Here is a 12696-nt window from a genome sequence, read left to right as displayed (position 1 = left end):
CCGGAAACCGGGCCGCTTCCGGCCCGCCAACGCAGGCTCCACACGGAAGAACCGGACATGAAACTGCTGCTCGTCGGCGCGACCGGGCTCGTCGGGCGCCACGTCCTCGAAGTCGCGCTTGCCGATGCACGGGTCGATCACGTGGTCGTCCTCGCGCGCCGGCCGTTGTCGCCGCATCCGAAGATGCGCGCGCTGGAGGTCGACTTCGATCGTCTGCCCGACGCGGCCGACTGGTGGCAGGCCGATGCGGTGATCTGCACGCTCGGCACCACGATGCGCGCTGCCGGTTCGCAGGCCGCATTCCGGCGCGTCGATCACGACTATCCGCTCGCGGTCGCGCGGCTCGCGCACCGGCACGGCACGCCGGCCTACGTGCTGAACTCGGCACTCGGCGCGGACCCGGCGTCGCGCATCTTCTACAACCGCGTCAAGGGCGAGGTCGAACACGCGCTGGCCGGCGTCGGGTTCGCGTCGCTCACTTATGTGCGGCCGGGCCTGATCGGCGGCAGCCGCGACGAATTCAGGCTCGGCGAGCGGCTGCTGGTGTTCGCGTTGAACGTCGCCCGGCCCGTATTGCCGACAAAGTGGCGCGTGAATCCCGCGTCGCGGATTGCGCGCGCGCTGGTCGACGCCGCGATCGATGCGCGGCCGGGTGTGCAGGTCGTCGCATCGGATCGGCTCGTCTGAAACGGAGCACCCGCCGAACTGTTCGGCGAGCGCTGCGGTGAATGCATACCCGCCATCTCGGCCGGCATTCGACCGGCAAGCGTCGATGACGCCGGCGATGACATTCCGGCGCTCCAGATCGGGTCGGGCGCGCGCGAGCCGAACGCGTGATGCGCACATCGGCCGCCCCCCGACACATCGCGCGTTCTCAAAACTGATTCGTCATGCAAACAGGCCTCGTGCACAAGCGCGAGGCCTTTCATTTTTCAAACTTCGAGCTTACGAAAAACCAGTCGGACACGTCCCGATCGTTAGAACAATTTCGAAAATCGACGGTTATCGGGTAATCACCGATATCTCGCAAGTTGTATATACAAGATCATCCGCTGGCAATGTCGGCACACGTCGTGCCGCTTGCGCGCCAGCGTGCAAACCGTGCGTGCGTGGCGCATGCCGGCGATCCACGGCGCCCCGCACCCGAAGAGCCGAAAGGGCGGCTCGCAGATTCCTGTCTTTTCAAACCATTTGCGGTCCTGAGTATTGTGGAGATTTCCCCGTGTCAACGAATTCCAGTGGAAAAGCCGGCGGCCTGATCGAGGTTCGCTCGATCGACTTCATTCCCGACGCCGAGCGCCACGGCGGGCTGCTGAGCCAGTTCACGCTGTGGCTGTCGGCCAACATGCAGATCACGGCCATCGTCACGGGCGCGCTCGCCGTCGTGCTCGGCGGCGACGTGTTCTGGTCGCTGGTCGCGCTGCTGCTCGGCCAGCTCGTCGGCGGCGCCGTGATGGCGCTGCACGGCGCGCAAGGGCCGCAGCTCGGGCTGCCGCAGATGATCTCGAGCCGCGTGCAGTTCGGCGTGTACGGCGCGATGATCCCGATCGTGCTCGTATGCCTGATGTATATCGGCTTTTCCGCGAGCGGCTCGGTGCTGGCCGGGCAGGCCGTCGCGCAGCTGCTGCACGTCGACGACGCGGCCGGCATCCTGCTGTTCGCGGCCGTGATCGTCGTGCTGACCGTGTTCGGCTATCGCGCGATCCACTTCGTCGGCCGGATCGCGAGCGTGGTCGGCATCGTCGCGTTCATCTACATGTTCTCGCAGTTGTTCGCGAACCACGACGTCGGCGCGCTGCTCGCGAACAGGCATTTCTCGCTCGCGAGCTTCCTGCTGTCGATGTCGCTGTCGGCGTCGTGGCAGATCGCGTTCGGCCCGTACGTCGCCGACTATTCGCGCTACCTGCCGCGCTCGACGTCGTCGGTCGCGACGTTTCTCGCGGTCGGCCTGGGCTCGGTGATCGGCGCGCAGGCCGCGATGGTGTTCGGCGTGTTCGCGGCTGCGCTGGCCGGCAGCCAGTTCGCGCACCATGAAGTGGCGTATATCGTCGGTCTCGGCTCGACGGGCGCCGTGGCCGCGCTGCTGTACTTCAGCATCGCGTTCGGCAAGGTGACGGTGACGGCGCTCAACGCATACGGCAGCTTCATGTCGATGGCGACGATCGTCAGCGGCTTTCGCGGCAAGGGCGCCGTGTCGTCGAAGAGCCGCCTCGTATACATCTTCGGGATGATCTGCGTGTCGACGCTGATCGCGCTCGCGGGCCGCCATTCGTTCCTGAAGGAATTCACCGCGTTCATCCTGTTCCTGCTCGCGTTCTTCACGCCGTGGAGCGCAATCAACCTGGTCGACTACTACTGCTTCACGCGCTCGCGCTACGACGTGCCGGCGCTGTCCGATCCGGATGGCCGCTACGGCCGCTGGAACGCGATGGCGATCACGATCTACGTGGTCGGCATCCTCGTGCAGTTGCCGTTCATGTCGACGCACATCTACACCGGTCCGCTCGTCGACGCGCTCGGCGGCACCGACATCTCGTGGATCCTCGGCCTGATCGTGCCGGCCGTGCTGTATTACATCGGCGCGCGCGCGTCGCGGCGCAGCATCCCCGAGCGCCTGATCCTGCCGCTCGAACGCGGCGAAGTTCACCACTGACGACACGCGTCGTGCATCGGGCCGGCCGGCGGCCGGCCTGAGCGTCGCGTCGAGCCGGGCGCTGCCTGCGCCGGGCTCTCCTGCACATTCCCTTTCCCGCAATGCCGGTGCGGCGTGACCGCCGCACCCGGCGTCGTTTCATTCTCTTGCCATTGAATAGTATGACTAAACAAATGAAAGCCCGCGGCTGCGATTCCCGGGCACGGCCGGTGCACGCCGGTCTTCGCATGACGGTAGCGGCCGCGTGCCTCGCCGGTTCGGGGGCTGCACTCGCGCAGGACGGCGTCACGCTGTACGGCGTGATCGACGAATTCGCGCAGTACGTAAATACCGGCAACGGCTATACGGCGGCGATCGGCTCGGGCGGCCAGTGGGGCAGCCGGTTCGGGCTGAAGGGCGGCGAGGATATCGGCGGCGGGCAGAAGATCGAGTTCGCGCTGGAAAACGGCTTCAACCCGAACGACGGCACGCTGGCGAGTTCGGGCAGCATGTTCAACCGTCAGGCGTGGGTCGGCATCGCGGGGCAGTGGGGCAAGGTGCGCGCGGGCCGGCAGAATTCGCCGCTGTTCAACGACCAGGGCGGGCAGGATGCGTTCGGCGGCGTCACGCAGGCGTCGGGCATGGACAACCTGACCGTGTTCGCGTTCCGCACGAGCAATACGCTGTCGTACCAGAGCCCGGAGATCGCCGGCTTCCAGGGCGGGCTGTATTTCGGGTTCGGCGATGCGGGCGGCGCGCGCTCGGCAGGCTCCAGCCAGCAGTTCGACCTGACCTACGAACACGGGCCGTTCGCGGCGTTCGTCGCGGGCCAGTGGCTGAAGAACACGACGGCGACCACGACCGATCGCACGATCATGGCCGGCGCGTCGTATGCGATCGGCAAGGCGACGGTATACGGTGGTTTCTCCGCGGTGAAGTGGGCCGACCTCGGGATCGATTCGCGCGTGTACGGGCTGTCGGTCAAATACCAGTTCAACCCGGCGAACTATGTCGCGCTTGGTTACGCGTATCTGCACGACCAGTCGTCGCAGGGCAACAACGCGGATCAGCTCGGGCTGATGTACGAGTACGACCTGTCGAAGCGCACGAGCTTCTACGGCGCGCTGTCGTACCTGCGCAACCGCAACCAGGCCGGCTACACGCTCGCGGGCGCGGCGAACCCCGGCCTGCCGCTCGCGTATCCGGGCGCGAATGCGCGCGGCGTGCAGCTCGGCATCGTGCATCGCTTCTGACGTCGTCGACGCGCCGGGCCGTATGCGCCCGGCGCTTTCCCCGGGCGCGTTCGCGCCGCTACTTCCCCAGCCGCTCCGCGAGCGAATAGCGCTGCATGCAGCGCTCCATCGCGTCGAGAAACGCATGCTCGGCCGCGTTCATCTTGCGGTCGCGATGCCACAGCAGGAACACGTCGACATCGACGAGCCCGTCGTCGGGCGGCAGCCGCCACAGCCGCTGCTGCGCGATATCGTCGCGCACGATGTGCTCGGGCAGGCAGCCGACCCCGTAGCCCGCGAAGATCAGCCGCCGCACTTCATCGAGGCTCGGCGACGACGCGACGATGCGTCCCGTGAAACCCTTCTGGTCGCGGAACACGGTGAGCGGCGACAGGCTGTCGCCGATCTGGTCGCTCGTGAACGACACGAAATTCTCCGCGAGCAGATCGTCCATCCGTAGTTGCGTCTGCCCGAACAGCCGGTGATGGCGGCCGCAGTAGATCGCATAACGCTGGCGCAGGAAGCAGCGCATCTCCAGCTTGTCGTGCGGCGTGCGGCACAGGCCGAGCCCGGCCGTGGCCGTCTTCTGCAGCAGCGACGAAAGAATGTCCGACGAGCGCATCACTTCGATCTGCAGGTCGATGCGCGGATACGCGCGATGGAAGTCCGCGAGGAATTCGTCGTAGACGGGCGATTCGATGCGGCTCACCGTCAGCAGCCGGATCGAACCGGTCAGGTCGGCCGTGCTGTCGTCGATTTCCGTTTCGAGGCGCGAGATGCCGCCGTAAATGTCGCTTGCGATCCGGTACACGGCTTCGCCGGCCGGCGTCGGCGCGAAGTGCGCGCCGCGCCGCTCGATCAGCCGGCGCTCGAGTGCGTCCTCGAGCCGCCTCAATGCCTGGCTCACGGCCGGCTGCGTCACATGCAGGCGCGCGGCCGCGCGGCTCACGCTGCGCTCCTGCATGATCACCAGGTAGGTGCGCAGCAGGTTCCAGTCGAGACGGTCGTTCAGGAACGGGGCGAGATCGGGGCGCATCGGGTCTCCGGGCGAGGCGTCGGGGTGGACATTAGTTGAATTTATACGGCGAATAATAACTTGAAATTTGACTAATGATTTGCGGTCGCCGATAAAGGAGGGGTGCCGCAGCGTGCGGCGCGAGGCCGCGACAGACGGCCGTCACCACGATATTGCGTGTCGCCCGCAACGCGGCGCGCATCAGGAGCCCGCATGACCCAGTCCCTTCCTTCCGCCCGCCAGCCGGGACGCGCCGCGACGGCCGCGTTCATCGGCACGATGATCGAGTGGTACGACTTCTACATCTACGCGACCGCCGCCGCGCTCGTGTTCGGCGAACTCTATTTCCCGTCGCACGACCCGTTCGTCAGCACGATGGCGTCGTTCGCGACGTTCGCGGTCGGCTTCTTCGCGCGGCCGCTCGGCGGTGTCATCTTCGGCCATCTCGGCGATCGCATCGGCCGCAAGAAGGCGCTGATGACGACGCTGATGATGATGGGCGTGGCAACCGTCTGCGTCGGGCTGCTGCCCGACTATTCGAAGGTCGGCATGCTCGCGCCGGTGCTGCTCGTCGTGCTGCGCGTCGTGCAGGGGATCGCGGTCGGCGGCGAATGGGGCGGCGCGGTGCTGATGGCGGGCGAGCATGCGCCGCAGGGGCGCCGCACGTTCTTCGCGTCGTTCGCGCAGCTCGGCAGCCCGGCCGGGCTGATCCTGTCGCTGATCGCGTTCCGCGCGGTCACGTCGATGGACAAGGCCGACTTCCTCGCATGGGGCTGGCGCCTGCCGTTTCTCGCGAGCGCGGTGCTGCTCGTGGTCGGCATCCTGATCCGGCTCGGCGTGAACGAGTCGCCGGAATTCGCACGCGTGAAGGAAGCGAACCGCACGGTGAAGCTGCCGGTCGCCGAAGTGTTCCGTTCCGCGTCGGGGCTCGTGGCCCTGTGCATCGGCGCGAACACGATCGGGATCGCGGGCGTCTATTTCACGAACACGTTCATGATCGCGTACACGACGCAGTACGTCGGCGTATCGCGCTCGCTGATCCTCGACAGCCTGTTCGCGGTCGCGATCATCCAGTTCGTCGCGCAGCCGATCGCCGCATGGATCGCCGAGCGGATCGGCGGCGCGCGCTTCCTGAAGCTCGCGGCGCTGCTCGCGATGCTGTCGCCGTATCCGATGTTCATGCTCGTGCAGGGCGGCACGTCCGCGTCGCTCGTCGCGGGCATCGCGCTCGCGGTCGTATGCATGGCCGGTTTCTACTCGGTGATCGCGGGCTTCGTCAGCGACGTGTTTCCCGCGCATGTGCGCTATTCGGCGATCTCGCTCGCGTATCAAATCTGCGGCGCGATCGCGGGCGGCCTGACGCCGCTCGTCGGCACGTGGCTCGCGCATCGCTTCACGGGTCAGTGGTGGCCGCTCGCGGTGTTCTACTCATGTCTCGCCGGCATCTCGCTGCTCTGCATCGTCGCGCTCGATGCGCGCCGGGCCGCGCAGCCGGCCGCCGCCGAAGCGCTCGGCTCGCATTGAACCGCTAAGAACGAATTCATCCGGAGTGCAAATGAAAGACCTGCTGGAAATCGACGGCGCACGTCTGTGGCAGAGCCTGGCCGACATGGCGCGCGTCGGAGCGACGCCGCGCGGCGGCGTGCGGCGCCTTGCGCTCACCGACGACGACCGCCGCGGTCGCGACCTGTTCGCGCAATGGTGCCGCGACGCGGGGATGACGGTGAGCGTCGACGCAGCCGGCAACCTGTTTGCACGGCGCGACGGCACCGATGCGCAGGCTGCGCCGGTGCTGATCGGCAGCCATCTCGATACGCAGCCCGAAGGCGGCCGCTTCGACGGTGTGTACGGCGTGCTTGCCGCGCTCGAACTCGTGCGCACGTTGAACGACGCAGGCGTCGCGACCGACAAGCCGCTGGAGATCGTGTCGTGGACCAACGAGGAGGGCGCGCGCTTCGCGCCGGCGATGCTCGGTTCGGCCGTGTTCACGGGCGCGTTGCCGCTCGCCGACGCACTGGCGAAGCAGGACGCCGACGGTGTCACGCTCGGCGCGGCACTCGACGCATGCGGTTATCGCGGCACGCGCGCGACGGGCGGTGCCGTCGATGCGTATTTCGAAGCGCATATCGAGCAGGGGCCCGTGCTCGAGGCGAACGGCACGACGATCGGCATCGTCACGGGCGGGCAGGCGATCCGCTGGCTCGACGTGACGGTAACGGGCGTCGCCGCGCACGCGGGCACGACGCCGATGCCGTATCGCAAGGACGCATATTTCGCGAGCGCGCAGATCGCGCTCGAACTCGAACGGATCGTCGCCGGCTACGCGCCGCGCGGGCTCGCGACGATCGGGCAGGTCGGGATCCGCAACGCGTCGCGCAACACCATTGCCGGCGACGTGACGTTCACGGTCGACCTGCGCCATCACGACGATGCCGAAGTCGATGCGATGGAGCGCGACCTGCGCGATGCGTGCGCGCGCATCGCCGCCGCGCGCGGCGTGCAGGTCGCGATCGATAGCTGCTGGCGCAGCCCGGCGACGCCGTTCGATCGCGATTGCGTCGAGCTGGTCGCGCAGGCGGCGGCCGCGTTCGGCTACACGAACGAGCGGATCGTCAGCGGCGCCGGCCACGATGCGATCCTGCTCGCGCGCTGCTTCCCGACCGCGATGGTGTTCATCCCGTGCGTCGACGGCCTGTCGCACAACGAAGCAGAGGATGCATTGCCCGACGACGTGACGCGCGGCACGAACGTGCTGCTCCATGCGGTGCTGGCGCGCGCCGGCATCGCGGCGCGCGTCGAAGCGGCGACCACCGCGCACGATGCATGACGCGTCGAATCGACGAGGACGAACGATGAAAACCTATTTCCATCCCGAACAACTGCTGCACCATCCGCGCAGCTACCTGTCGCGCGGGCAGATGCGCGAACCGCAGGAAGTGCCCGAGCGCGCGGCGCGGCTCGTCGCGGCCGTGCGGTCGCTCGACTTCGACGTGCGCGAGCCGGCCGACCGCGGCACCGCGCCGATCGCGGCCGTGCACGACATGAACTACCTGCGCTTTCTCGAGGACGCGCACCGCGACTGGAAGCAGATGCCCGACGACTGGGGCGACGAAGTGATGTCGAACGTGTTCGTGCGCGATCCGAACCCGCTGCGCGGCATACTCGCGAAAGCCGCGCGCTACCTCGCCGACGGCAGCTGCCCGGTCGGCGCGAACACGTGGCGTGCCGCGTACTGGTCCGCGCAGGGTGCGCTCGCGGCCGCGGCCGACGTCAACGACGGCGTGCGCGAGGCCTACGCGCTGTGCCGGCCGCCCGGCCATCATGCGCGTCGCGACGCGGCCGGCGGCTTCTGCTACCTGAACAATGCGGCGATTGCCGCACAATCGCTGCTCGGCCGCCATCGCCGGGTCGCGATCCTCGACACCGACATGCATCACGGGCAGGGCGTGCAGGAGATTTTCTACGGCCGCGACGACGTGCTGTACGTATCGATCCACGGCGACCCGACCAACTTCTATCCGGTCGTCGCCGGCTACGAGGAAGAGACGGGCGCGGGGGCGGGCGACGGCTTCAACCTCAACTTGCCGATGCCGCACGGCGCGCCGGAGTCGGTGTTCTTCGAGCGGCTCGACGACGCGCTGCGCGCGCTCGCGAGGTTCCAGCCCGATGCGCTCGTGCTCGCGCTCGGCTTCGACATCTACAAGGACGATCCGCAATCGCAGGTCGCCGTCACGACCGACGGTTTCGGGCGGCTCGGCGGCGCGATCGGCGCGCTCGGCCTGCCGACGGTGATCGTGCAGGAGGGCGGTTATCACCTCGACAGCCTCGACGCGAACGCGCGTGCGTTCTTCGGCGGGTTCGCCGGCGCGCGCTGACGCAGCAGCGCCGGATTGCGTGCGCCGCCGGCGCGGGACGGGGCGCGATTACGAATTGGCGGTGGCCGGTGCGTGGCGACGCTGCGCCATCTGCAGCACGACGAGCGCGAGTCCGGCCGCGGCGATCAGCCCGCCGACGAGCGGCACGGCCGCATAGCCGAAGCCGGCCGAGATTGCCGCGCCGCCGGCTGCCGCGCCGACCGCGTTGCCGAGGTTGAACGCGCCGATGTTGACGGCCGACGCGAGGCCAGGTGCCTCGTGAGCCGCACGCATCACGCGCATCTGCAGCGGCGGCACGACCGCGAACGTCGCGATACCCCACACGAGCAGCGTGACGGCGGCGCCGGCATGCGTGTTCGCGAGCAGCGGGAACGCGGCCATCGTCGCGATCAGCAGCAGCAGGAAACCGACCAGCGTGCCGTCGAGCGAGCGGTCGGCCAGACGGCCGCCCGCGATGTTGCCGATCGAGAAGCCGACGCCGATCAGCACGAGCATCGCGGTCACGAAGCCGGGCGTCGCGCCGGTCAGGTGTTCGAGCGTGGGCGCGACATACGTGTAGAGCGTGAACATCGCACCGGCGCCGAGCACCGTCGTCCCGAGGGCACCGAGCACGACCGGGCGCGTCAGCACCGACAGTTCGGCGCGCAGGTCGGGCATCTTGCCGGCTTCGCCCTTCGGCAGCGCGGCGAACAGGCCGGCGATCGCGATCAGGCCGAGGCCCGCGGTCGCCGCGAACGACATGCGCCAGCCGATGATCTGGCCGAGCCAGGTCGCGGCCGGCACGCCGCCGACGTTCGCGATCGTGAGACCCATGAACATCGTCGCGACCGCGCTGGCCTGCTTGTCGCGCGGCACGAGGCTGGCCGCGACCACCGAGCCGAGCCCGAAGAACGCGCCGTGGTTGAGGCTCGTCACGAGGCGGGCGAGCAGCAGCGTCGTGTAGCCCGGCGCGACGGCCGACAGCAGGTTGCCGATCGTGAAGATCGACATCAGCGCGATCAGCGCCGAGCGGCGCGACCAGCGCGCGAGCAGCAGCGTCATCAGCGGGGCGCCGACCATCACGCCGATCGCATACGCGCTGATCAGCATGCCGGCCTGCGGGATCGACACGTGCACGCCGTCGGCGATCACGGGCAGCAGGCCCATCGGCGAGAACTCGGTCGTACCGATGCCGAACGCGCCGGCGGCGAGCGCCAGCAGCGGCAGCGCGGCGCTGCCGCCCGGGCGGGAAGGAGAGGAAGTCGTGGTGTTCACGCGTTGGGCTCCTGTAATCGAGGGACAACGGCACGGGCCGTTGACGACAGCGCGAAGTGTGCCTGTATTACTTTTGCGGAAAAAGCCGCATGCGGACGAAATTATCTTGATTCCATGTCAACAATGCGGAGCGCGTCCCGCGTGTGCGCGAGGCCCGCTCGCGGCGATCCAGGAGCCGGCCGGCGACTGCGCAGCGGCGTGTGCCCGCGGAGATCGAACGGGGCGTTCATGCGTTGGCTGCAACCCGGCGCGGGCATCGCGTCGCGGCCCAAAAACCCTTTGCCGGCACGGCGCACAGGCAAAAAAAGCCCCGGTCACAGGGGGGCCGTGACCGGGGCGGAAACGCATCCTCTCTTTGGCACGAGGGGTGGATGCGCGCGAAGTATATTTCGGCACATGACAATTCGAAATGGCGTTAAACGGCTGTTTTTGGTGTCAATTTAAAAATACGGGCGCAGGGGCGTCCGTCGTCATCGCTTAAAAAGATTTTTCGCGGGCGCGATGCCGCTGTTTAGCGCGTTGCAATGGCTGAACGTCGATTTGACGGAGGGCGGAATCCGTCCGCCGGCCGGCGGCGCGAATCGCATCGCTCGAGCGCTTGCCGCGCCTGACTGGTATCCCGTACCGGGTCAATCCGGTGCGCCGGCCGCCCCGCGCACGGCCGCGAGAAACCGTGCGACGACGGGCGACGGTACCGCCGCCGCGCCGTCGAACACGAACTCGATATCGAAGCGGCTCGCTAGCTCGTCGAGCGCGACGAGCCGAACCGTGCGCGGGCACGTCGGCGACGCGCTTTCCGGCACGAACGCACAGCCCATTCCGGCCGCGACGAGGCCGATCAGCGTCGGGATGTCGCTGCCGATCTGCGCGATGCGCGGCGTGAAGCCGGCCTGCCGGCACTGCGCCATCAGGAACCGGTGGTGCGCGGCGGAGCGCTGTGCGTCGAACCAGACGAACGGCTGGTTCGCGACGTCGGCCAGCGTGCGCGGCGCGTTGAAGCGTCCGCCGGGCGGCGCGGGCATCGCGAGCACGAAACGATCGCTCAGCAGCCGCACGCCGGACAGGTGCGGGGCCTCGTCGCGACGCCACGCCATGATCCCGCCATCGAGCTGGCCGCGCACCAGCGCGCTCGCCTGTTCGGCCGACAGCATCGGCGCGATCGACAGCTTCACGTCCGGGCACGCGTCGCGAAACGCTTTGAGCACGTTCGCGACGACGGGCAGCGGCAGGCAGTTCGGCAGCGCACCGAGCCGCAGTTCGCCGAGCTGGCCGGCCGCACTGCGCAGCGCGCGTTCGCGGCTGTCCTGCAGCGTCGCGAGCAGGCCGGTCGCATCCCGCAGGAAGCTCGCGCCGGCCGCGGTGAGCGTGACGCCGGTGGTGCGCCGGATCAGCAGCGGCGTGCCGATCGCGTCCTCGAGTTCGCGGATCTGACGCGACAGCGCGGGCTGGACGATGCCGGCCGCGCGGGCGCCGGCCATCACGCTGCCGGCTTGCGCGACGGCCACGAAGTAACGCAGGTGACGCAGTTCGATCTGGCGCATGCGGAGCCCGTCCCGGTTCGTTGATATGCCTGTGAAGCATAACAAATGCCATTCGATGGTATTGGAAAGCATGGCGTGCGTGCCGTACGATGACCGTCGTTGCCGCACTCGTTCGCGAGTCGCGTGCGTTCCCTCCGTTCCGATCGTGTCCCGCCCCATGCCGCTTCATATCCCGACCCCTTATATCCGCTCGCAAATCGCATCCCGCCGGCTCGGCAGGACCATTCGGCTGAAGCTCGACGCGCTACAGCCGTCGGGCTCGTTCAAGCTGCGCGGCATCGGCGCCGTTTGCGAAGCGCGGCACGCGGCCGGCGCGCGGCGGTTCGTGTCGTCGTCGGGCGGCAACGCGGGTATCGCGGTTGCGTATTGCGGGCGCGAACTCGGCGTGCCGGTGCTGGTCGTCGTGCCGGAAAGCGCGTCGGCCCGCGCGCGCGAACTGATTCGCGTCGAGGGCGCGGAACTGGTCGTGCACGGTGCGAGCTGGGCCGAGGCGAACGCGTTCGCGCAGTCGGCGCTCGGCGAGCACGACGCGTTCGTGCATCCGTTCGACGACAGCGTGCTGTGGCAGGGCCACGCGACGATGATCGACGAGATGGCGGCCGTCGGCCCGAAGCCCGACGCGGTCGTGCTCGCGGTCGGCGGCGGCGGGCTGCTGTGCGGTGTGCTCGAAGGGCTGGCGCGCAATGGCTGGCACGACGTGCCGGTCGTCGCGGCCGAAACGGAAGGCGCCGACTGCTATGCGCGCTCCGTCGCGCAGGGGCGCCCGGTCGAATTGGCGGCGATCGCGAGCATCGCGACGTCGCTCGGCGCGAAGCGGCCGTGCGACGCGGCGGTCGAGTGGGCGACGCGGCACGAGATCCATCCCGTCGTCGTGTCCGACGCGGACGCGGTGGCCGCGTCGCTGCGGTTCCTGGACGAGCACCGGATCGTCGTCGAGCCCGCGTGCGGCGCCGCGCTGGCCGCGCTCGAACGGCCGGTGCCGGTGCTGATGTCGGCATCGGACATCGCCGTGATCGTCTGCGGCGGCGTGACGGCGACCGTCGAGCATCTGCAGACGCTGCGAGCGACGTTGCGGTAAGCGGGGAAGCCGGCACGCGGGTTGGTCGGGTGACGGAAGGACGGTCGTCGCTTTCGGCGACTGCGGGCA

General features: G+C 68.5%; 10 protein-coding genes. 7 read left to right on the top strand and 3 right to left on the bottom strand.

Features of this window, described 5'->3' with window-relative positions; translation table 11 throughout:
- Window positions 1-57: 57 nt before the first annotated feature.
- From BT264_RS00815 to BT264_RS00800, 3 genes are all read left to right on the top strand, one after another.
- Window positions 58-687: an NAD(P)H-binding protein gene (locus BT264_RS00815; RefSeq protein ID WP_072435908.1), complete on the top strand. Its 630-nt coding sequence runs from the start codon at window positions 58-60 to the stop codon at window positions 685-687.
- A gap of 535 nt (window positions 688-1222) precedes the next feature.
- Complete coding sequence (locus BT264_RS00805) at window positions 1223-2653, top strand: purine-cytosine permease family protein (RefSeq protein ID WP_072435907.1); 1431 nt, start codon at window positions 1223-1225, stop codon at window positions 2651-2653.
- A 161-nt stretch (window positions 2654-2814) separates the two neighbouring features.
- The gene (locus tag BT264_RS00800; RefSeq protein WP_072435906.1) at window positions 2815-3885 is read left to right on the top strand and encodes a porin; all 1071 of its coding nucleotides are present in this window, start codon (window positions 2815-2817) and stop codon (window positions 3883-3885) included.
- Window positions 3886-3943: 58 nt separating this feature from the next.
- Here the strand turns inward: BT264_RS00800 and BT264_RS00795 are convergent, their stop codons facing one another.
- Window positions 3944-4900, bottom strand: a complete 957-nt coding sequence (locus tag BT264_RS00795) for a LysR family transcriptional regulator (protein WP_072435905.1) — start codon at window positions 4898-4900, stop codon at window positions 3944-3946.
- 192 nt (window positions 4901-5092) lie between these two features.
- On the opposite strand from BT264_RS00795, the gene BT264_RS00790 reads away from it, so the two are divergent.
- From BT264_RS00790 to BT264_RS00780, 3 genes are read left to right on the top strand one after another with little or no spacing between them, the layout of a single operon-like run.
- Window positions 5093-6403: an MFS transporter gene (locus BT264_RS00790; protein ID WP_072435904.1), complete on the top strand. Its 1311-nt coding sequence runs from the start codon at window positions 5093-5095 to the stop codon at window positions 6401-6403.
- Between the two features lie 31 nt (window positions 6404-6434).
- Window positions 6435-7706 (top strand): Zn-dependent hydrolase, encoded by a 1272-nt coding sequence (locus tag BT264_RS00785; RefSeq protein ID WP_072435903.1) that lies wholly within the window; start codon window positions 6435-6437, stop codon window positions 7704-7706.
- A gap of 25 nt (window positions 7707-7731) precedes the next feature.
- Window positions 7732-8754 (top strand): histone deacetylase family protein, encoded by a 1023-nt coding sequence (locus BT264_RS00780; RefSeq protein ID WP_072435902.1) that lies wholly within the window; start codon window positions 7732-7734, stop codon window positions 8752-8754.
- A gap of 48 nt (window positions 8755-8802) precedes the next feature.
- Here BT264_RS00780 and BT264_RS00775 read toward each other — a convergent pair whose 3' ends face one another.
- Window positions 8803-10008, bottom strand: coding sequence for an MFS transporter (locus BT264_RS00775; RefSeq protein ID WP_072435901.1), 1206 nt, complete (start codon window positions 10006-10008; stop codon window positions 8803-8805).
- Between the two features lie 629 nt (window positions 10009-10637).
- Window positions 10638-11549 (bottom strand): LysR family transcriptional regulator, encoded by a 912-nt coding sequence (locus BT264_RS00770; RefSeq protein ID WP_072435900.1) that lies wholly within the window; start codon window positions 11547-11549, stop codon window positions 10638-10640.
- Window positions 11550-11706: 157 nt separating this feature from the next.
- Here BT264_RS00770 and BT264_RS00765 point away from each other — a divergent pair, with 157 nt between their 5' ends.
- A complete protein-coding gene (locus tag BT264_RS00765) occupies window positions 11707-12627 on the top strand; it encodes a pyridoxal-phosphate dependent enzyme (protein ID WP_072435899.1) in 921 nt (306 codons plus the stop codon).
- Window positions 12628-12696 lie beyond the last annotated feature (69 nt).

The sequence above is a fragment of the Burkholderia sp. NFPP32 genome, assembly GCF_900119325.1.
Classification (GTDB): Bacteria; Pseudomonadota; Gammaproteobacteria; order Burkholderiales; family Burkholderiaceae; genus Burkholderia; species Burkholderia pyrrocinia_C.
The sequence above is the reverse complement of the archived record's forward strand: the minus strand, read 5'-3'. Positions and strand labels throughout refer to the sequence as shown.

Bases quoted from the DNA above. Each gene is read 5' to 3' on its own strand.
- BT264_RS00795 (WP_072435905.1), bottom strand. From the start codon at position 4,900: ATGCGCCCCGATCTCGCCCCGTTCCTGAACGACCGTCTCGACTGGAAC.
- BT264_RS00790 (WP_072435904.1), top strand. From the start codon at position 5,093: ATGACCCAGTCCCTTCCTTCCGCCCGCCAGCCGGGACGCGCCGCGACG.
- BT264_RS00815 (WP_072435908.1), top strand. From the start codon at position 58: ATGAAACTGCTGCTCGTCGGCGCGACCGGGCTCGTCGGGCGCCACGTC.
- BT264_RS00765 (WP_072435899.1), top strand. From the start codon at position 11,707: ATGCCGCTTCATATCCCGACCCCTTATATCCGCTCGCAAATCGCATCC.
- BT264_RS00800 (WP_072435906.1), top strand. From the start codon at position 2,815: ATGACTAAACAAATGAAAGCCCGCGGCTGCGATTCCCGGGCACGGCCG.
- BT264_RS00770 (WP_072435900.1), bottom strand. From the start codon at position 11,549: ATGCGCCAGATCGAACTGCGTCACCTGCGTTACTTCGTGGCCGTCGCG.
- BT264_RS00785 (WP_072435903.1), top strand. From the start codon at position 6,435: ATGAAAGACCTGCTGGAAATCGACGGCGCACGTCTGTGGCAGAGCCTG.
- BT264_RS00780 (WP_072435902.1), top strand. From the start codon at position 7,732: ATGAAAACCTATTTCCATCCCGAACAACTGCTGCACCATCCGCGCAGC.